The organism is Aeromonas sp. 19NY04SH05-1 (genome assembly GCF_040581895.1).
Classification (GTDB): Bacteria; Pseudomonadota; Gammaproteobacteria; order Enterobacterales; family Aeromonadaceae; genus Aeromonas; species Aeromonas enteropelogenes.
On record NZ_CP095328.1, the window covers coordinates 788,719 to 807,761 of the forward strand.

The window sequence follows — 19,043 nt, forward strand, 5'->3', positions numbered from 1 at the left end:
CATGCTAGCCAAAATAATTGCTACCGACCCCGCTGTGCCGGGTGAAGCCCAACTACTAATCCGGTTGCGGGGCATCTCCGAGCTGGTGGAGGGGCTCGAATTTTCTCTTCTCAATAATCAGCAGAACTATTTGCAAGAGGGGGGGCTGTGGAGCCCCGCCCCCCACTGGTTTGGCATCAGTGGCGGTTATCCGCTACAAAGCGGCAGCGGCTTTCGGGTGGGTGCTGCGATCGTGGACCCCTTGTTGGTCAACTCAAGCCCAATTCAGATCAACGTCAAGCTGGCTTCTAGTGAAATCCGTCATACCACCTTGCAAGTGGCACGCCAGGCGGTATTCCCCTCCAGTGCTCGAGGCGAGGTGGGTGAATATGGTGGCAGCAGTGTCATTAACTCACCCGAGGTTGATGCTCCTCCAGTGCCAGATTTAGCTCCAGTTGAGGTGCCGGTTGAGATTGAACTGCCAGCCTTCCGTGTGGAACCCGAGATCGAACCAGCGCCCGTGCCGGTGGAGACGCCCTTACTGGCGGCCACTACTGCTGCTCCTAAATCGAAGACTCCGCTGATCCTAGGTGGGGTGGTGCTGTTGCTGCTGATTGGCGCCCTGATCTTCTGGTTTAGCCGCTCAGCAACTGCACCAGTGATCGAGCCTATTGCTGCAACGGCTGTCGAACCGGTGGCGGCAGAACCAGTGGTTAATGAAGCCAGCGGCGAGGCAACTGAGGATGGTTGCAGTGCCGCTAATTTGGCGACGAAGAGCGAATTGGAGTTTGTGCAAGCCTGTATTGCACAGCAGTCGCCAACCGATACCTTATTGGCGGTGATCCAAAGCGCCAAATCAGCCCAGAAATGTGGTGTGGCGCAGCGCCTTTATGCCAACCGTGCGCAGGGGGGAGATAGCAAGGTGGCCCTGGCCTATGCCCGTGAATATGATCCCAAGTTCCACCAGCCGAACGACTGCTTTAAAGAGGCTGATAACGCCACTGCAGCCTATTGGTATGACACAGTACTTCAGGTTGAGCCCGACAATGGCGAGGCCAAACAGCGCTATGAGGAGTTAAGCAAGTGATTGCAGCAACTAGGTCATTGCGCGGCGCGGCAGTACTCATGCTGCTGTTGGGGGGCGCAGGTGCGGCGGCGGCCGAGACAACATCGGAGCATCGTCCATTGTTACAGGAGGGGAAAAAGAGCCTATATCAACGAGTATTGACCACCCCCGGTTGCGAGTTGGTGGCCGAGGCGGGTCAGACGTCTGGGGTGCTGCAACCAGCCTTCAGTAGCTTCTATGTCTATGAGCAGGTCAATGCCAAGGGGGCCGGCTGGGTAAAGGTCGGCCCCGACAGCTATGGCCAGAGCATCGGTTGGTTACCCCAGTCTTGTACTGTGGATTGGAAGATGCAGCTGACTCTGGCTTTCACCAATCCGGCTAACCGAGATCGCCTGCTTTTTTTCAAGGAGCGAGATCAGCTCGATCAGATTCTGGAGGCGGCGGATCCGGTCGCCAAGGTTGCACCGCTGCGCGCTGCGTTGAAGAAGCAGGGCAATGCTGGCGGGGTGCTGGCGCAAGAACCCGAGTACTTTGTCGATCTGCAGCAACAGTTCTATCTGTTACCCATCCTCAGTGGTGAGGAGGTCATGACCGAGGATGGTTTCTACACCCGTTTGCTCAATGTGGCCTCGGTCAGCAAGGCCGAGGCGGCCACTGTTGAACCCAGTGCCAAGGTGAGCCAGCTCAAGGAGTTCAATGCTGCTGTGGTGTTCGTGGTGGATTCCACCATCTCGATGGGGCCTTATATCGAGCGAACTCGGGAGGCCGTGCGCAAGGTCTATGAGCGGATCAACAAGGAAAATCTGGGTCAGCAGGTGAAATTTGGCATGATCTCCTTTCGCTCCAACGCCCAGGCGGTGCCTGGTCTGGAATACACCACCCGCATGTATGCCGATCCTAATGAAATCAAAGATGGTGCCGATTTTTTGAAAAAAGTGGCCGATCTCAAGCAGGCGACCGTTTCGAGCAAGCTGTTCAATGAGGATGCGTATGCAGGTGTGATGCAGGCAATAGACCAGGTCGACTGGAGCCACTTTGGAGCCCGTTATGTGGTGCTGATCACCGATGCAGGTGCGATAGAGGGGGATAACAAGCTCTCTACGACAGGATTGGATGCCAAGCAAATCCGCTTGGAAGCTGCCAACCCAGGTGTGGCGATATATACCCTGCACCTGAAAACGGCGGCGGGTAAGAAAGATCACGCCAAGGCTGCGAGCCAATATCAGGAGCTATCGACTTACAGTGGTACCAATACCTCGCTTTACTATCCGGTCAATGCTGGCGATGTAAACGAGTTTGGTGACAAGGTTGATGCGTTGGCTACCGCCATCACCGAGCAGGTAAAAGCATCCTACTTTGGCGAACCTGCCATCGGCAGCGCCAGTAACGCCACGGAGGATGATTCGCTCACCCCGGAGCAAAAATTGCTGCAAGATACTGCGCTAATCGGTCATGCCATGCAGCTTTCCTACCTCGGCAAGAAGAGTGGAACACAGGCTCCTCTGGTGTTCGAGGCCTGGATCAGTGACCGGGATCTGATCAAGCAGAATATCCCGACCACCGAGGTCAGGGTGCTGCTCACCAAGGGCCAGCTTAGTGATCTTAGCGATGTGGTGAAACAGATTTTGGATGCGGCTAATGAAGGCATGATCTCACCGGCCAAGATGTTCGAGCGCTTGCGCTCGGTGGCTGCGACCATGGGGGCTGATCCCAATCAGCTCAAGCAGTTGGATAATACCAGCATCACGAGTCTGGGGGTGATGGGGGAATACCTTGCCGATCTGCCTTATCGCAGTGATGTACTCAATCTGGATGAGGAGACCTGGAAGAGTTGGGATGGGTTGGCACAGGAGAAGTTTATCCGCACCCTAGCGACCAAGTTGCGCCATTACCAGCGTTACAATGCTGATGTCAGTCGCTGGGTGGCGCTGGCCAAGGATAGCGATCCCCGTGATCATGTCTATCCGGTTCCTCTGGAAATGATGCCCTGATGCTTTGTATCGAAGCTATGAGCATAGTGCGGGGCAGCGGTGAACAGGCCCACAGGGTCTGTTTGCCCTCACTGAACTTGCCTCTGGGGCAGGTGGTCGCCGTGACAGGGGAAAGTGGCTGCGGCAAGAGCACCCTGCTTGAGGTGATTGGGCTGTTACTGACTCCCAGCCGCGTGGGGCGGTTTGAGATGGACTTTACTGATGCAACTCCAGTAGTGGTCAATATTGCACGTTTGCTGGCGGCCAACGATCAAGCGGCGTTAGCCGCTATCCGCGCAGCTAGAATAGGCTTTATGTTGCAAAGCGGTGGTTTGCTGCCCTTTTTGACGGTGAGAGACAATATCCGCTTGCCCTGCCAACTGCTGGGTATCGCAGAAGATGAGCGGTTACTCACGCGGGCCGTCCAGACCCTCAAGTTGGCGGGATTGCTGAACAAGAAACCGGCCCAGCTTTCTATCGGGGAGCGCCAGCGAGTTGCTTTTGTGCGGGCGGTAGCGCATCGACCTAAGCTGTTACTGGCCGATGAGCCTACCGCGTCGCTTGATCCCCACACTGCTAGATTGCTCTTTGCGCTCTTTATCGAGTTAGTTCAAGAGTGGGGCATCGCGGCGCTGGTGGCCTCCCATGATTGGGGGCTGGTCAAGACGTTTGGCTTGCCCTGTCTCAAAGCTAATTTGACGCGGGGAGAAACTCATTTTGCGCTCTCCTAAACGCGGACTACTGCTGCGCTTGGCCATGCAGGATCTTTGGCATGATCGCTCGGTATCGTTTTGTATTATCTCCTCGCTGGTGGCCGTCATCGCCCCTTTACTCCTGATGTTTGGGTTGCGTTATGGGGTGGTAAGCCAGTTGCAGCAGGAGCTTGCGAGAGATCCACGTAATCTGGAGATCCGCATGGTGAGCAGTGGCCACTATTCAGCAGAATGGATCGCTGCCCTGCAGCAAAAATCGGAGGTAGGTTTTGCCATCGGCCAAACCCGATCCCTCAATACCCAAGCCGATTTGCTTAAAGATATGAGCCATTTCATTGAAAATGCGGAGGTGATCCCGACCGATCTTGGGGACCCGCTGCTCGGTGCATTGCAGCCGGGAGGGGAGGATGAGGTGATCCTCAGCTCCGAGGCCGCGCGCCGCTTGGCTGTCCGTGAGGGTGACACTATCCGCTTGCGCGTCATGCGCCAGCTAGACACTCGACGCGAATGGGGAGAGCGCACCCTGACAGTGGGCGCGATATTAGTGCCCACTTATTTCAACCGTCCAGCCCTGTTCGTGCAGCAGTCTTTGCTGCTGGCGCTGGAGTCTTTTCGTGATGGCTATCGTATCCCTATGCTGGGGATCAGCACAGGTCTGCCGTTAACGGACAAACCGCCGATGTTCGCTCGCGCCCGCATTTATGCCAACAGTATTGACCAGGTGGCGGCGCTTGATCTGTGGCTCAAGCAGCAGCGTATCGAGACAGTGAGCCGACTGGCAGATATCGAGAACATAAAGAGTATCAACAGGGTACTTAGCCTCATCTTCAACGTCATCGCTGGCACCGCGCTGATCGGCTGTATTGCCTCCTTGATCGGCGCTTTCCTCGCGAACGTGGATCGCAAGCGCAAGCACATTGCAGTATTGCGCTTACTCGGTTTCACCAGCCCGGCGGTGGGCCTCTACATCATCTTTCAGGGGGTGATCCTGACGCTGCTTGCCTATGGGGGCGGCATTTTGCTCTATCTGAGCGGCAGTGCACTGTTTAATAGGACGCTGGCTAGCAGCCAGAGTACCGAACAGATGATCTGCCGGATCACCCCATTTCATAGCTTATTGGCCCTAATTCTGGCCCTGACGGTGGCCATTCTGGTGGCCATTATTGGCGCGCGACGAGCCATTGCCATTCAACCTGCGGAGAGTCTGCGTGAACTCTAAGAAGACCTTATCCCGGCTCATCATCATGGGATGTGCCCTGTCCAGCGGTAGTGCATTTGCTGAGCCATGGCCAGAGAAAAATTACAATCCCAAACCCGATGCAGAAGATGTGATCCTGCCGATGCCATGCGAGGGATCCATGGCCTTTCGGCGAGTGCAGGTGCCAGTCAGCGGCCCGCTGGAAGACTTACCCATTCAGGTAGGTCAAGACGGTAGCGACTGGGGCTTTGTCGAGCACACTCATCCTGCTTTCATTGCCGGTAGTTTCACTCAGTCAGCTAAGGAGCAGGGCCGCTATTACCTGATGGCTAAATATGAGCTGAGCCAGCTGCAATATCAGGCACTTACCGCAGATACCTGCCCTACACCATCGAAGAAGCTTAGCCTGCCGGCGAGCGGCATAAGCTGGTTTGATGGGGTCGCGGCAACCGATAAATACAATCTTTGGTTGCGACAGCATGCCGCTGACCAGATCCCCAAAGAAGATGGTAAAGCGGGGTTTGTACGCTTGCCGACCGAAATCGAGTGGGAATTTGCTGCTCGTGGCGGGCTCAAGGTCAACAGCGCTGAGTTTCGTGATATTCGTTATCCAATGAATGACCTTAAAGAGCATGAATGGTTTGCTGGGGCTCAGTCAGCCAATGGTCGTTTGCAACTGGTGGGGCTGCTTGCTCCTAACCCGTTGGGCTTGCACGACATGTTGGGCAACGTGGACGAGATGATGTTTGAACCTTTCTACCTCAACAAGCTCGATCGTCAGCATGGTCAGGCAGGTGGTTATGTGGTAAGAGGTGGAAATTACCTTACCGAGCAGGCCGCCTTGCGCAGTGCGGCCCGCAAAGAGGTGAGTTACTACGATGACGATCGTCACTTTACCAGCAAGAGTACCGGACTACGACTGGTGCTAGTTTCTCCCACCATGACCTCGACCAAGCGGGTCAAGAGCATCGAGAGCAGCTGGCGGCAACTGGGAGCAAACAAACCGGCAGGGGAGGCCAGTGATAAGAAGGATGCGGTCAGCGAGCTGAATACACTGGCCTCCGGGGTTGACGATGAGGGGCTCAAGCAGAAACTGAAAAACCTGGAAGGCCAGCTCAGGGCTAGCAACCAAAAGCAGCAGGAAGAGCGTGCACAGTCGATTCGCGCCAGCCTTAACCTCGGTGCCTTTCTTTGCACCAAGTTACAAGATGATGGCAAGTTCTTGGATTTTCTTAGCTCCAACTATGAGCTGCTCTGCAGTGATAAAGCAGATCAAAACTGCGCAGCTCGCAAGACCAAGCTGGATGAGCAAAAAGAACGACTGAGCCAGCTTACTGGCTATTACGCCAGTGGTTTGGTTGAGTCTGCATCCATATATGGTGAGGGGCCAATTAAAGAGCAAGTATCAGTTTTTAATCAAATGCTGACAATTAACAAAAAGCTGAATGGACTTAGACCATTTCTTGCAACTCATTGGGCAAACCAGCAGCGTTATCTACAAAATGGAAAAATTGATGCTGTCATGTGGTTGGAAAACTGTAAGAAGTTGCAATGACTTAATTGAATTTAAAAATGCTCAGCCTTTTTGACCAATAGTGAGGTCATGTTCTGAATTCCAATATCTATGAGTCCCTATGCGAAGGGGTCATCACGCCCCTAAAGGTGAACGGGGATTACCCAATACCAATGGAGAAAATCATGATCCACTTTTTTAACCAAGTATTACGCGTAGTTTTATTTAGTGTTTTGGTAACCGGAGCGGTGGCCACCTTCGCTGCTGATGGTACTTTTGAGATTGAGACCAAGGTGCCTGCAACTCTGAGCGGAAAACTGAGCTATGCCAGCATGAAATTCTGGGTCGAAGTATCAGGGAAAGATGCTGTGGAGCTATGGTTCAACGATGAGGATTACACTGCTCTAATGGAACTTGTGGGAACTCAAGTAGCATTTGATGGCTCTATGGTGACTTACACCAATGGGAGTGTCTATTTTCAGCCCAAGCTGGCAAACGCATTGGCTGGATTTACTGTACGCAAAAATGATGAATTGAACTTTGATGTGCTGCTCAATGGTGAGCTACTGACTCATCACGACAGTTATGCCGGGGTTGATGTGGCCCACCAGTTTGCAATACCCGATGGTAAAGCCGCACTTCTTGAGCTTTTTAGTGGTGGGGTGGCGTGTCCTGTTCTCTATCAATTAGTCATTACCAGGAAAGACTCCCTGACGATGATGTCTGAGGTATTTGGCACTTGTAGTGATCAAGGCAAGCTCAGTTCCTATAGCAACAGTTTTACTCTCGAACTGCCCGGCAATCCTAGTGAGCGTTGGGTATGGGATATCAACAGCCTTATGCTACGTAAGGACTGACAACTGCCATTGAAAAAGCTTCATGAATAGTTCATAGAGCAATTATGTTGGGGCATGAAAAATTCGGTGTTAAAATTGAATGGATTGGAAAGGTACACTCCTGATGAGTGGGATAAATAGATGGTGTTTCGATATTTATAAGCATACATCATCGTATGAGATTTAACTTTCATAAATAATGTTCATATAAAAATGGAGCTTATATGTCAGAGATGGTTTTTTGTCGTGGGTGTGGTAAGGAAATTCACAAAACAGCAACATCATGTCCCCATTGTGGAGCAGTATATGGTGCAAGCAAGAGCCGGATTACTGCCGCTCTACTTGCTTTTTTCCTTGGTGGGATTGGTATTCACAAGTTTTACCTTGGCAAGACCCTGCAAGGGTTTCTATATCTAATCTTTTGCTGGACGTTTATTCCGGCAGTCATCGCCTTCATTGAGTTCGTGATATACATCTGTATGTCTGATGAGAAGTTCGCAGAGAAGTACGCCAAAGTGTAGTCAGGGGGGAGTATCTGAGCCCGCTTGCGCGGCGGGCTTTTTAGGTTCAAGATTTGCCGTTGGCTATGTTCCGATTACGTGTTGCCCCAGTGCCCCAGTGCCTCATGCAAACACGCTTTGATATTTACGCCCCTTTCGTAACGCTCCAGCATCATGCGCCAACCTAGGTAGTTCTTCAGGTAGTGCGTAGCCACGCCATGGAACCGCTCCATCCACTCTTTCCATCGATGGTGATGCCTGTTCACGTGTTGGATGTGATAAGCACCGACCAGTCGTTCGCCCCTTGCAACCACGATGCTTTGGCGGACGTGGCAGTCCCCGTTGCCCCTTGAACGATTCGAGGAAGAAGGTCTCGTCTACCTCAACGATGTCCTCCCCTCTTCCCGGGCGGCCTGATGGGTTGCCATCGCACACTAGAAACGGTGACGCCAGAGGAAAGCTGTGTTTTTGCTGACTCCGCAACGTAGAGATCTTGCGAACGGTCACTCATTCGATAAGGGCTTGCGCATAGTCTTACCAGCACTGGGCTTTGCGCAACCGAGCCATCGGCGTTTTGGTCAGAATGGTGCTGGTGCGCAGGCACAGTTTTCAACGGTAGCGGAGCAGTCCCCGACTCCATCCCTAAGTTACCAGCTGAGCGACATCGGCCTGACAATGTGGGCAGCCACTGCATGCCGGTAACTGAGTATTGAGCGAGGTAATGGGGTATTCCCCCATTTTTAGGAGCACTCAAAAGTAGAGGTCATGCGGCCTGCGCTAGGCGCTGTTTCGGCGTGTAGCCACCCAGTGCCATATTGGGCCGCTCATGGTTATAAACCCACAACCAGTTCGTAGCAAACTCCTGTAGTTCATTCTGTGACTCAAACAGGTATTGGCCCAGCCAGTCGTAACGCACCGTGCGGTTAAAGCGCTCGATGTAGGCATTCTGCTGTGGGTTTCCTGGCTGGATATACCTCAGCACTATTCCCTCCTGCTTCGCCCAGCGCTTGAGCTCTTCGCTGATGTATTCCGGACCATTGTCACAGCGGATTGCAGCCGGTTTGCCCCTCCACCCGATCACTTGCTCCTGCACCCGTTTGACCCGCGAGGCGGGCAAGGAAAAATCCACCTCGATGCACAGTGCTTCGTGGTTGAAATCGTCGATCATATTAAGCAACCGCACCGAGCGGCCATCGCTGAGTTGGTCATGCATGAAGTCCATCGACCAACACAGATTAGGCTGGTCAGGGACTGCCAACGGCTCCGGTTTGGCACGTACCAACCGTTTCGTGGGTTTTATCCGCAGATTGAGCTCCAGCGCCCGATAGATCCGGTATACCCGCTTGTGGTTCCAGCCAAAGCCTTTGACATTGCGCAGGTACAGGAAGCAGAGCCTGAAGCCCCAGTTGCGCTGGTTGGCGGTGAGGCGCAGCAGCCAGTCGGCAATCTCCTGATTTTCATCGGCCAGCACGGGCTGATAGCGATAGCAGCCTTCGCTCACCTTGAACACCTGGCAAGCCAGGCGAATAGAGATGGCGTAGTGAGCCACGGCCTTGGTCGCCATCTCCCGGCGGGCAGATGGCGTCACCACTTTTTTGCCATAGCCTCGGAGATGATCTCGGCCTTGAGGCGCTCCTCGGCATACATCTTCTTGAGGCGGCGGTTCTCGTCCTCCAGCTCCTTGAGACGAGCCATGAGGGAGGCATCCATCCCGTCGAATTTGGAGCGCCACTTGTAGAAGGTAGTGGTGCTGATGCCGTGTTCGCGGCAGAGCTCCGGGACGGGTGAGCCGGCCTCGGCTTGTTTGAGGATGGCGATGATCTGGGTATCGTTAAAACGTGATGTTTTCATGTAGAACCTCCTGCATTCACAGTACGGGAAAATTCTACTTATGAGCACCTCAGTTTTTCGGGGGGATTACCATGGCTTGTGGCGCCATGAGCTCCTGCTGGGCAAGCAGGGTAAGCAGTGGAAAGAGAGACAACAGGTGTTGAAAGGCTAGGGGATCCATGATGGTAGACCATCAAGGTGATGGCCCACTTCAAGATTAGCCTTTCAACACGTAATTGGGGCAGCGCCTTACATTAAGCTTCAATTGGATCATTGTTAATGATGTCTAGTTGAATAGGTGTGGGTTCAAGTGTGGGTTCAAAACTAAAAAAGCACCTCCATTAAAATGGAGGTGCTTTTATTTTCAATAGCTTATGTGTTTTGGCTTAGTTCATGCCGTAACGCTTGAGCTTCTTGCGCAGGGTGCCACGGTTGATACCCATCATCACGGCGGCGCGAGTCTGGTTACCACGGGTGTACTGCATGATCACGTCCAGCATGGGAGCTTCGACTTCGGAGAGAACCATATCGTACAGATCAATCACTTCCTGACCGTTCAACTGGGCCAGGTAGTTACGCAGGGCCTGTTGCACAGAGTCACGCAGGGGGCGCTGGGTCGGCTCGGCAGCGTGATTGTGAGTAGTTGTTACCAATGCATCAGAAGTCAGGGTTTGTTCGAACATATTCGGTCGGCTCTTTAGTTATCTTGTTAACCTAATCCATCGAAATACGCTTCGAGTGCCTCGAGCTGTGCGTCTGCACAATCCAGGGCATTGAAGTGCTTACGGAATTCTCGGCCCGTCTCTTCTTCATCCAGGTACCAGCCCACGTGTTTACGGGCGATGCGTGCTCCCAGATATGCACCATAAAACCGGTGCAGGTTGGTGACATGCTCGTTCATCAGGGTGCGAACCTCTTCCCTCTCGGGAGGCGGCAGCTTGGTGCCCGTCTCAAGAAAATGACGGATTTCCCGGAAAATCCAGGGTCGTCCTTGCGCAGCGCGGCCGATCATCACGGCATCGACACCGGTATAGTCGAGGACATACCGGGCTTTCTCCGGGCTGTTGATGTCGCCATTGGCGACAACAGGAATCGATACGGCCTGCTTAATCGCCCTGATCGTGTCGTACTCCGCTTCGCCTTTGTAGAGGCAGGCGCGGGTGCGACCATGCACGGCAAGGGCCGCGATACCGCAATCTTCGGCGATTCGGGCGATCTCCACGCCATTGCGGTTATCCGGATCCCATCCTGTGCGGATCTTCAAGGTGACAGGAACCTCCACTGCGTCCACCACGGCCCGGCAAATTGCTTTGACTTGGTCTGGGTAACGCAACAGGGCTGAGCCTGCCAGCTTCTTATTCACTTTTTTTGCCGGACACCCCATGTTGATGTCGACGATCTGTGCGCCCTGCTCCACGTTGTAGCGGGCAGCAAACGCCATCATCTCGGGATCGGCTCCGGCAATCTGGACCGATCGCAAACCCCCTTCAGCAGAGTGATCCATTCTCATCCTGGTTTTCTGGGTATCCCAGACATCCGGGTTGGCCAGCAGCATCTCGGAAACGGCCATGCCGGCCCCCAGTCGCAAACAAAGTTCACGAAATGGTCGGTCAGTTACACCGGCCATGGGAGCCACGATCAAGGGGGTTTCAAGCGTGTGGGGACCTATCTGCATTCCACGGTTACCATCGGCTTAGGGCGGCGTATATTACGCATTTTTTAGGCAGGAGAAAAGGTTAGTATTTGAGCGTCAGCCATTTTTTTCTGAAAAAAACGTCGCGCCAAGGCTTGCAAATTCTGGAGTTGTTGAAAAACGGCCAGATTGGGCGGCAAGGATCTCTGTACCATAGGGAGAGCTCCCTTGCATAATTGTCAGTCCACTTGCGAGGCCTGTTTGCGTTATGATGGCGAGCTTCCAAAGAGTAAATACTCCAAACATTTTCATAACAATGCGGGTTGGGGATCTATGACGTCAAGGTTCATCAAATCACTCTGGTCATGCCTGATGGGGGCCATGCTGGGGTCGGCGCAGGCGCAGACCATCAGCTTCAGCGAAGCCTGGACCCGGGTCATCCAGCAGGATGAGGGGCTGGCGGCCGAACAGGCAGGGGTGGAGCGCGCCAAACAGCTGCGAGAGGCGGCCAGGGACATGTATCTGCCCAAGGTGGATGTGGGGGCCAGCTATACCCACCTCGATCAGCCGATGGAGCTCGACATGATGGATCTCAATCCCATCGCCAACCATCCCGAGCTTGGCAAGGTGCTGGCCCCTCTGATGCAGGCCTTCAGGCTCACTCCGGATGACTTCGTCACTCCTCTCACCAAACAGAATGTGGTCACCAGCTCGGTCAAGATGCTGTGGCCACTGTTCACCGGTGGTCGCATCGATGCGGCGCAGGACATTCGCGAGGCCCAGGTGAGCGAGGCACAGCAGCTGCTGGTACTCAAGCAGCAGTCCACCTTCGAAAGCCTCTCCCAGACCTATTTCGGGGTGGTACTGGCCGCCCAGGTGGTGCAGACCAAGCAGGAGATCGAAGACGGGCTGGCTCATCATCTCGATCACGCCAACAAGCTGGAGGCCCAGGGCCAGATCGCCCGGGTCGAACGCCTCTCCGCCCAGTCAGCTTATGATAGGGCACGCATCGATACCCAGAAGGCGCGACGCAGCCTAGAGATCGCCCAGCTGGCCCTCGGCCACATGCTCAAGCTCAAGCAGGCGAACCCGGACAGCGCCCTGTTCGTCAACACGGAACTGCCGCGTCTGGAAGGGCTGGTGAGCCAGACTCTGGAAGTACACCCCGGCCTCAAGCTGCTCAGCGCCAAGAAGGAGCAGGCCAAGGGGATGATCCGGCTGGAGAAGGGCAAGTACGCCCCCGAAGTGTTCCTGTTTGGCAACTACAACCTCTATGAAGATGACTCACTGGCGTCCAAGACCACCCCGGACTGGCTGGTGGGGGTCGGTGTCAGCATGCCGCTGGTGAGCCGCGATGGCCGCTCCGAGACGGTGCAGGCCGCCAAGAGCGCCGAACTGCAGGTCAATCTGCTGCAGGCCAAGACCCGCCAGGATCTGGAATTGCTGGTGGAGAAGACCTGGCGCGAGGCGGCTCAGGGACTGGAGGAGTATCAGTCTCTCTCCTCCACCCAGGCTCTGGCGGAAGAGAACGTGCTGCTGCGGGACAAGGCATTCGGACAGGGGCTCTCCACCTCGCTGGATGTGGTGGATGCTCGCAACCAGCTGGCCGGGGTCAAGACCCAGCGCGCCGCAGCCGCCTATCAGTACGTGGTGTCGCTGGCCCGCCTGCTGGCGCTCTCCGGCCAGATCAACAGTTTCAACCAATATCAGCACGGCCAGGTGATCGAGGTGAACTCATGAGCCTGATGCTGACCGTGGATCTTTTTGTTCGTGTTTCGACCGCCAAGGGTCGCCAGATTGTCGAGGTGAAGTGATGAGCCATCCCCCCATCAAGAAGAAGATGAGCCAGGGTAAACCGCTGTTGTTGCCGCTAGCGCTGGTGATCCTGGTCGGCTGGCTCGGTTGGCGCTTCTGGCTCGCCTATCAGCCTGAGCCGGTCCATCTGCAGGGCCAGATCGAGGCGCAGCAGTATTCGGTCTCCTCCAAGGTACCGGGCCGCATCGACGAGGTGCTGGTGAAGAAGGGGGATCAGCTTGCCAAGGATCAGCTGGTGTTTACCCTGGCGAGTCCCGAGATTGAAGCCAAGCTGAGCCAGGCCAAGGCCGGCGAGGCCGCCGCTGGCGCCCTGGCGTTGGAGGCGGAGAAGGGGGCTCGTGCCCAGCAGATCGCCGCCGCCAAGGATCAGTGGCAGAAGGCCAAGGCCGCCGCCCTGCTGCGGGGCAAGACCTATGAGCGGATCGCCAACCTGCACCGCGATGGCGTGATGCCGCTGCAAAAGCGTGATGAGGCCTGGACCGCCTGGCAAGCCGCCCGCTACACCGAGGGGATGGCCTGGCAGCAATACCAGATGGCGCTGGAAGGGGCGCGGGAAGAGACCAAGATCGCTGCCCGCGAGAAGGCCAAGATGGCGGCGGGCTCGGTGGCCGAGGTGGAGGCCTATCTGGCCGACACCCGCATTGTCAGCCCCCATGCCGGCGAAGTGAGCCAGGTGCTGCTGCGCAGCGGCGAGCTGGCGCCTCAGGGCTTCCCCGTGGTGACCCTGCTCGACATGAACGACGCCTGGGCCCAGTTCCATATCCGCGAGGATCTGCTGCCCCGCTTCCCGGTCGGCACCGAGTTCGACGCCCGCATCCCGGGTCTGGGGGATCAGACGGTGCGCTTCAAGGTGACTCATGTGGCCGTGATGGGGGATTTTGCCACCTGGCGCGCCACCGATACCCGCCAGGGGTTCGACATGAAGAGCTTCCAGGTGGAGGCGCGTCCGCTGCAACCGGTCGACGGGCTGCGGGTCGGCATGAGCGTGCTGGTTGATCTCTGATGGGACGCGAACTTCGGCTGTTGTGGCAGGATCCGTTCAGCCGGGCCCTGATGAGCTGGGTGCCCTTGCTGCTGATGGGGATCCTCTGCTGGATCTTCTCGGCGGGGCTGGCCCGGGATCTCAAGGTGGGGCTGGTGGATCTGGACCAGAGCAGCCTCTCGCGCCAGCTCGCCTTTTCGCTGGATGGCTCGGCGGGGCTCAAGATCGCACGCCAGTTTGACTCCATCGATGCTGGCGCCCGCGCCCTGCGTGGTGGCGACATCTATGCGCTGGTGGTGATCCCGAACCATCTGGAGCGGGATGCCCGCCAGGGCACCCAGCCGCAGGTCACCGTGTTCAACAACGGCCAGTTCATCCTGATCGCCAAGCTGGTCAATTCGGCGCTGGCCCAGGTGGTGGGCACCCTCAACGGTCAGGTGGGTGTGCTCTCCGCCATGGCTGACGGCAAGGCACCCCCCGGGGCGCTCGGGCAGGCGGTGCCCATCAGCAGTCAGGTGACGGCGCTTTACAACCTCAACTCCAGCTATGCCCAGTTTCTGCTGAGCGCCATCCTGCCCGCGGTCTGGCAGATCCTGGTGGTGCTGTTCGGCCTTAATGCCCTGGCCCGTACCGACCGGCTGGGACTGGACTGGACCACCCGCGGCGTCTGGTTCGGGCTCTGGCGCACCCTGTTGCCCCATGTGCTGATTGGCTGGGCCTGGGGGCTGGCCTGGAGCTGGCTGCTGTTCAAGGGCTTTGCCTATCCCATGCACGGCAACTGGGCCGTGCTGGTGGCGGGCCTCGGGCTCGCTTCGGCCGCCTGCGTCACCATGGGGGCCTTCTTCTACGCCATCATCCGGGATCCGGCCCGCGCTCTGTCGCTGGCGGGAGCCTACACAGCGCCCGGCTTCGCCTTCATGGGTGTTACCTTCCCGGTGAGCGCCATGGGGGATTTCGCCCGCTTCTGGCGCAACCTGCTGCCGGTTTCCCACTATGTGGAGCTGCAGATAGGCCAGAGCAACTACGGCCTGCCACTGCAGGCCGCGCTGCCCCAGCTCGGGGCCCTGCTGCTGTTTCTCTTGCCCCTCATTCTGGTGGTGCGTCGATACAGGCAGCAGGCCGAGCTTGCCCGTCAACCTGCCGAGAAGGAGTCGCCGTAATGCTGGGTTTTCGGGATTTGCTGCGCCTCGAGCTGCGCACCCTGCTGGCGGATCGTGCCATCATGCTCACCCTGTTTGGCGGGATCTTCTTCTACTCCTTCCTCTATCCCCAGCCCTATCTGCACCAGCTGCCGCGGGAAGAGGCGGTGGTGCTGGTGGACGAAGATGGCAGCCAGCTTTCGCGCCAGCTGGCGTTCATGGCCGATGCCACCTCCCAGGTCAGGCTGGTGGCGCAGGCCAGCTCCCTTGAGAGGGCGCGCCAGCTGCTGCTGGAGGGCAATGGGAGCGGCATACTGCACATTCCCAGGCACTTCTATCGGGATCTGATGCTGGGCCGGAGCGTCACCCTGAGTTATGCCGGTGATGCCTCCTATTTCCTGGTCTATGGCACCATCGCCGAGGGGCTGGCCCAGGCGGGCGGTACCCTGGCGGCCCAGGTGAAGGTGGCGCGGCTGCTCACCCACGGCGAGGCGCTGCCCCAGGCAAGGATGGGCTGGAACGCGGTGGCCCTCAACGTGGTGCCGGTGTTCAACCCCACTATGGGCTATGTGAACTATGTGGTGCCTGCGGTGTTCGTGCTGATCCTTCACCAGATCCTGCTGATGGGGGCGGGGCTCCTGGGAGCGACCCAGAACCAGCGGGGCCTTCGCGGCGAGACCGGCTACTGGCAGAGTGCGCCCGTGCTCCCCCTGCTGCTGGCGCGCACCCTGGTGACGGTGGGGCTGTTCCTGCTGCCTGTGAGCTACTTCTTCGGCTTCTGCTTCGATTACTACAACATCGCCCGCAACGCCGAGCCGGCGCAGTTGTGGCTCTTCACCCTGCCATTCTTGCTGGCAACCTGTTGGCTGGGTATCGTGCTTGGCGCCCTCTTTACCCGACGCGACATGCCTACCCAGGTGGTGCTCATCTCCTCCCTGCCGCTGGTCTTTCTGGCGGGTTTTATCTGGCCGCTGGAGCTGATACCGGCGCCGCTCAACTGGCTGGCCCAGTGGGTGCCGAGTACGGCGGCCATCGAAGGATTTCTGCGCCTCAACCAGATGGGGGCGGGGTTTGAGCAGGTGGCCTCTTACTGGTGGCAGCTGTGGGGACTGGCGCTGCTCTACGGTACTCTGGCCTGCCTGCTGCTGCGCTGGCGCCAGCGCCAGTTGCCGCTGGCCACTCACGGAGCTGCCCATGGGGCGACCACGGAGAGCGGCGCAACCGGCGGCTAAACGATGCCGGATGGATAACGAAACGGTCAGCCCCTGGGCTGACCGTTTTTTTGGGTTCAGGCGCGCGTGAGCGCGGGATCGGCGATGGCGTAGATCTGGCCCAAGGCGTCCTCATCGAAGAGCAGTCGCAGCCCCTGTGCGGCGACATCGGCACGGCGTACCAGGCCATGCACTTCCCGTCCCTGACTCAATTCGGCAAGACCGGTGGCCTCGCCATCCTGCAGGCCCGCCGGGCGCACTATGGTCCAGGCCAGCGCGCTGGTTTGCAGCCAGCTCTCCGCCAGGCTTTTGAGCCGCACCTCGTGACCGAAGGCGGCGCGAGCCCGCTCTGGCAGATATTGCCAGCTGTCGCCACAGCCGAGGGAGGTGACCAGCAGCAGGCGCCTGAGGCCCTGTTGTTCCATGGTATCGATCACATGGCTGTTGCCGAGATAGTCGACGGGGTCGTGCTGGCGAAAGCTGCCGAGGGTGGAGACAACATGGGCATCCTTGCCAGCGAGCGTGCAGGCTCGTGCCACGGCCCCCATATCCAGCGCATCCCCTTCAACGACGTCGACCCCCTGTGTGCGCAGCTCGGCGGCCATCTCGGGGCTGCGTACCAGCGCCACCACCCGGTGGCCTGCTTGCAGGGCGTGATCGGTAAAGGCGCGGCCCAGCCCGCGGCTGGCTCCGAAGATGAGTGTGGTCGGCATAGATGAGGTTTCCTTCAAAGAAAGGGCTAGCCTAGTGGCTGACTCTTTCGATGTAAATGAGAGCTGTTTTTATTTGTGGGGCAAAAGATAAAAAATGCGAGCCGCTTGGGCTCGCATTTTTGCACGGGCTCAGCCGCGATAGTTGCCGATGCTGGGGCGACGGCTGGGGCCGCTCAGGTGGATATCCACCGGGTTGAAGGCCTTGATCGCCTCGTAGCTGAAGTCACCGATCGCCTGATGCAAGGTCTGGGGCGTGTGGTTGGTGATGATGATGACGCTCTTTGACAGGTTGCGGCGCCGGCGCAGCAGGTGGCCGAGGAAGCTGGACTGGCTCTCCGCCATCTTGGCCCGGTTGGCCGACACTTCATCGATGATCAGTAAGTCCACCTCTTCCAGGGCACGGCGATACTGGTTGCGCTCGTCCTGATCGGGGATCACGTTGAAGAACAGCCGATCGACGATGGAGGCCCACTGCTGGAAGATCACCGACTTTTGGTGGCGCTCGATCAACTCATGGGCCACGGCACCTGCCAGGGTCGATTTGCCGGTGCCATAGTCACCGTAGATCAGCATGCAGCCGCCGCCGCTCTTCTCCCAGTGTTCGAAGCCGCTGATAAAGTAGCGGGCGGTTTCGATGGGATATTGCAACGCCGGATCACCGGCATCCATCTTGTCGAACACCCAGTCCGGGTTGAGGTCGGCCTGGGCGATCAGCTTCTGGATCCGCTCTTGGCGCGCCACCTTCTGCAGCTCGCGCACCTCGGCATTGGCCTTGGCATCGTACTCCTTGCGCAGGGTCTCGTAGTCGTACTGGCTGCCGCCGGTCTCCTGTTGTAGACGGCGAATTCGCTCCAGCAGGCTGCCGACGTGGCGTTTCAGCTCGGGGTCGTGGGCGCGTTGATCCTGCTTGGCCTTGGCAATTTTTTGGCGCTTGGCCTCGATCTCTTCCAGCTCCTGGCGCAGGGGATCGTACGGGTCAGTCATGGAGTGCTCCTTCTGCTTGATCAGGGATGGGGGGACAGGGGGCTGATTTTGCCTGTTGGCGGGGGCCTGTATCAATCATTATCCGGTGCCTCTGCTGCTTGTTGCCCCTGGGCCAGCCGTTTGGCCTCCTCGATCATCTCCTGGGCCCGCCGGCTCGGGCCAGCCTCCGCCGGCGCTGGCGTCACCTGTTGGTAACCCCTCACCTCCGTCGGCTGGCGACGGGCGTAGCGGCGGGTCTTGAGGGCGCGGATGAACTTGAGCATCCACTGGTGCTGGGAATCGAACACCTCGGGGCGCCCCAGCCAGTAGGCGATGAACTCCCCCAAGTCCTCTTCGCTGTAACTGGCATCGATCACTCCGCACAGGCGGGCGAGGGCGGGCAGCTCCTCGTCAGGGCGCCATTGCAGATGCATCTGGAACGGGCGATCAGGCAGCGGACTGCGTACCTTCTGGGCCAGCAGCGGCAACTGGAACGGGCACTGATGATAGTGCTCACTCTCGCTTTGTGCCTCGACTTGCAGGAGGCCCGCCTCCATCAGCTCGTCGAACAGCTCGGTCAGTTGGCGGGCATTGACCTGATAGGAGAAGCCGCAAGGATCACTCGGGTCGACCACAGCCAGCGCCCGGCCAAGCTCGGGGTAGTTGAGCCGGGCCAGCTGATTTTCCAGCACCAGTCTGCGCAGCTGCAGGGTATAGAGGCTGCGGGCCGGGTGGGAGAGTCTGGGATGGGCGAGGGCGCTGTATTCGGCTGGGGTCATGGTCTTCTTCATGCTCTGGAGTAAGGGGTATTATCCCCTATGGTGGGGGCTTGCACAATTCGCCCGGCCGGTGCGGGAAGAGGATATCCTTGATAGAAGGCCCGAGAATCCGGGCTCTTCCTCCCGACGGTCGTGCCACTTAGAAGGCTTCCAGATGAGCTGCCGTTATCTTGAATGGCAAAACCATTTCAAATACAGGGTTT

General features: G+C 57.5%; 17 protein-coding genes and 1 pseudogene. 11 read left to right on the forward strand and 7 right to left on the reverse strand.

What is annotated here, in order from left to right; all coding sequences use genetic code 11:
* The first annotated feature begins 1 nt into the window (after position 1).
* The 7 genes from MRK42_RS03750 to MRK42_RS03780 all read left to right on the forward strand — a co-directional run bounded on the left by MRK42_RS03750 (position 2) and on the right by MRK42_RS03780 (position 7,796).
* Positions 2–1,066 (forward strand): hypothetical protein, encoded by a 1,065-nt coding sequence (locus MRK42_RS03750; protein ID WP_042070169.1) that lies wholly within the window; start codon positions 2–4, stop codon positions 1,064–1,066.
* Positions 1,063–3,036: a vWA domain-containing protein gene (locus MRK42_RS03755; protein ID WP_338611770.1), complete on the forward strand. Its 1,974-nt coding sequence runs from the start codon at positions 1,063–1,065 to the stop codon at positions 3,034–3,036. The genes MRK42_RS03750 and MRK42_RS03755 overlap by 4 nt, the downstream gene beginning before the upstream one ends.
* Before the next feature lie 101 nt (positions 3,037–3,137).
* Positions 3,138–3,746, forward strand: coding sequence for an ATP-binding cassette domain-containing protein (locus tag MRK42_RS03760; RefSeq protein ID WP_234703752.1), 609 nt, complete (start codon positions 3,138–3,140; stop codon positions 3,744–3,746).
* Positions 3,733–4,947: an FtsX-like permease family protein gene (locus MRK42_RS03765; protein WP_224212256.1), complete on the forward strand. Its 1,215-nt coding sequence runs from the start codon at positions 3,733–3,735 to the stop codon at positions 4,945–4,947. The genes MRK42_RS03760 and MRK42_RS03765 overlap by 14 nt, the downstream gene beginning before the upstream one ends.
* Positions 4,937–6,481: an SUMF1/EgtB/PvdO family nonheme iron enzyme gene (locus MRK42_RS03770; RefSeq protein WP_156140916.1), complete on the forward strand. Its 1,545-nt coding sequence runs from the start codon at positions 4,937–4,939 to the stop codon at positions 6,479–6,481. Before MRK42_RS03765 ends, MRK42_RS03770 begins: the two co-directional genes overlap by 11 nt.
* A gap of 143 nt (positions 6,482–6,624) precedes the next feature.
* The gene (locus MRK42_RS03775; RefSeq protein ID WP_042070165.1) at positions 6,625–7,296 is read left to right on the forward strand and encodes a hypothetical protein; all 672 of its coding nucleotides are present in this window, start codon (positions 6,625–6,627) and stop codon (positions 7,294–7,296) included.
* 203 nt (positions 7,297–7,499) lie between these two features.
* Positions 7,500–7,796 carry a TM2 domain-containing protein gene (locus MRK42_RS03780; RefSeq protein ID WP_042070164.1) on the forward strand — a complete coding sequence of 99 codons (297 nt, stop codon included), beginning with the start codon at positions 7,500–7,502 and terminating at the stop codon, positions 7,794–7,796.
* A 63-nt stretch (positions 7,797–7,859) separates the two neighbouring features.
* Here the strand turns inward: MRK42_RS03780 and MRK42_RS03785 are convergent.
* The 4 genes and pseudogenes from MRK42_RS03785 to dusB all read right to left on the reverse strand — a co-directional run.
* Positions 7,860–8,504: pseudogene (locus MRK42_RS03785) on the reverse strand (IS1595 family transposase); the annotation flags it as partial.
* 34 nt (positions 8,505–8,538) lie between these two features.
* Positions 8,539–9,626, reverse strand: a protein-coding gene (locus MRK42_RS03790; RefSeq protein ID WP_156140914.1) for an IS3 family transposase whose coding sequence is annotated in 2 segments (ribosomal slippage) — positions 8,539–9,374 and positions 9,374–9,626 — 1,089 coding nt in all. Because the reading frame shifts where the segments join, the coding sequence is not laid out codon by codon here.
* 365 nt (positions 9,627–9,991) lie between these two features.
* On the reverse strand, positions 9,992–10,288 hold the full coding sequence (gene fis / locus MRK42_RS03795; protein ID WP_005309538.1) for a DNA-binding transcriptional regulator Fis: 297 nt from the start codon (positions 10,286–10,288) through the stop codon (positions 9,992–9,994).
* 26 nt (positions 10,289–10,314) lie between these two features.
* The gene (dusB, locus tag MRK42_RS03800) at positions 10,315–11,280 is read right to left on the reverse strand and encodes a tRNA dihydrouridine synthase DusB (protein ID WP_026458041.1); all 966 of its coding nucleotides are present in this window, start codon (positions 11,278–11,280) and stop codon (positions 10,315–10,317) included.
* A 291-nt stretch (positions 11,281–11,571) separates the two neighbouring features.
* On the opposite strand from dusB, the gene MRK42_RS03805 reads away from it, so the two are divergent.
* From MRK42_RS03805 to MRK42_RS03820, 4 genes are all read left to right on the forward strand, one after another.
* Positions 11,572–12,978 carry a TolC family protein gene (locus MRK42_RS03805; protein WP_042070160.1) on the forward strand — a complete coding sequence of 469 codons (1,407 nt, stop codon included), beginning with the start codon at positions 11,572–11,574 and terminating at the stop codon, positions 12,976–12,978.
* 73 nt (positions 12,979–13,051) lie between these two features.
* On the forward strand, positions 13,052–14,056 hold the full coding sequence (locus MRK42_RS03810) for an HlyD family efflux transporter periplasmic adaptor subunit (RefSeq protein ID WP_026457043.1): 1,005 nt from the start codon (positions 13,052–13,054) through the stop codon (positions 14,054–14,056).
* Positions 14,056–15,195 (forward strand): ABC transporter permease, encoded by a 1,140-nt coding sequence (locus MRK42_RS03815; RefSeq protein WP_026457044.1) that lies wholly within the window; start codon positions 14,056–14,058, stop codon positions 15,193–15,195. The genes MRK42_RS03810 and MRK42_RS03815 overlap by 1 nt, the downstream gene beginning before the upstream one ends.
* A complete protein-coding gene (locus tag MRK42_RS03820) occupies positions 15,195–16,406 on the forward strand; it encodes an ABC transporter permease (RefSeq protein ID WP_042070159.1) in 1,212 nt (403 codons plus the stop codon). Before MRK42_RS03815 ends, MRK42_RS03820 begins: the two co-directional genes overlap by 1 nt.
* A 56-nt stretch (positions 16,407–16,462) precedes the next feature.
* Here MRK42_RS03820 and MRK42_RS03825 read toward each other — a convergent pair whose 3' ends face one another.
* The 3 genes from MRK42_RS03825 to MRK42_RS03835 all read right to left on the reverse strand — a co-directional run bounded on the left by MRK42_RS03825 (position 16,463) and on the right by MRK42_RS03835 (position 18,840).
* Complete coding sequence (locus MRK42_RS03825; protein ID WP_042070157.1) at positions 16,463–17,098, reverse strand: SDR family oxidoreductase; 636 nt, start codon at positions 17,096–17,098, stop codon at positions 16,463–16,465.
* Positions 17,099–17,227: 129 nt separating this feature from the next.
* Positions 17,228–18,082, reverse strand: a complete 855-nt coding sequence (locus tag MRK42_RS03830) for a DnaA/Hda family protein (RefSeq protein WP_042070155.1) — start codon at positions 18,080–18,082, stop codon at positions 17,228–17,230.
* Between the two features lie 71 nt (positions 18,083–18,153).
* The gene (locus MRK42_RS03835; protein WP_042070154.1) at positions 18,154–18,840 is read right to left on the reverse strand and encodes a DnaT-like ssDNA-binding domain-containing protein; all 687 of its coding nucleotides are present in this window, start codon (positions 18,838–18,840) and stop codon (positions 18,154–18,156) included.
* Positions 18,841–19,043 lie beyond the last annotated feature (203 nt).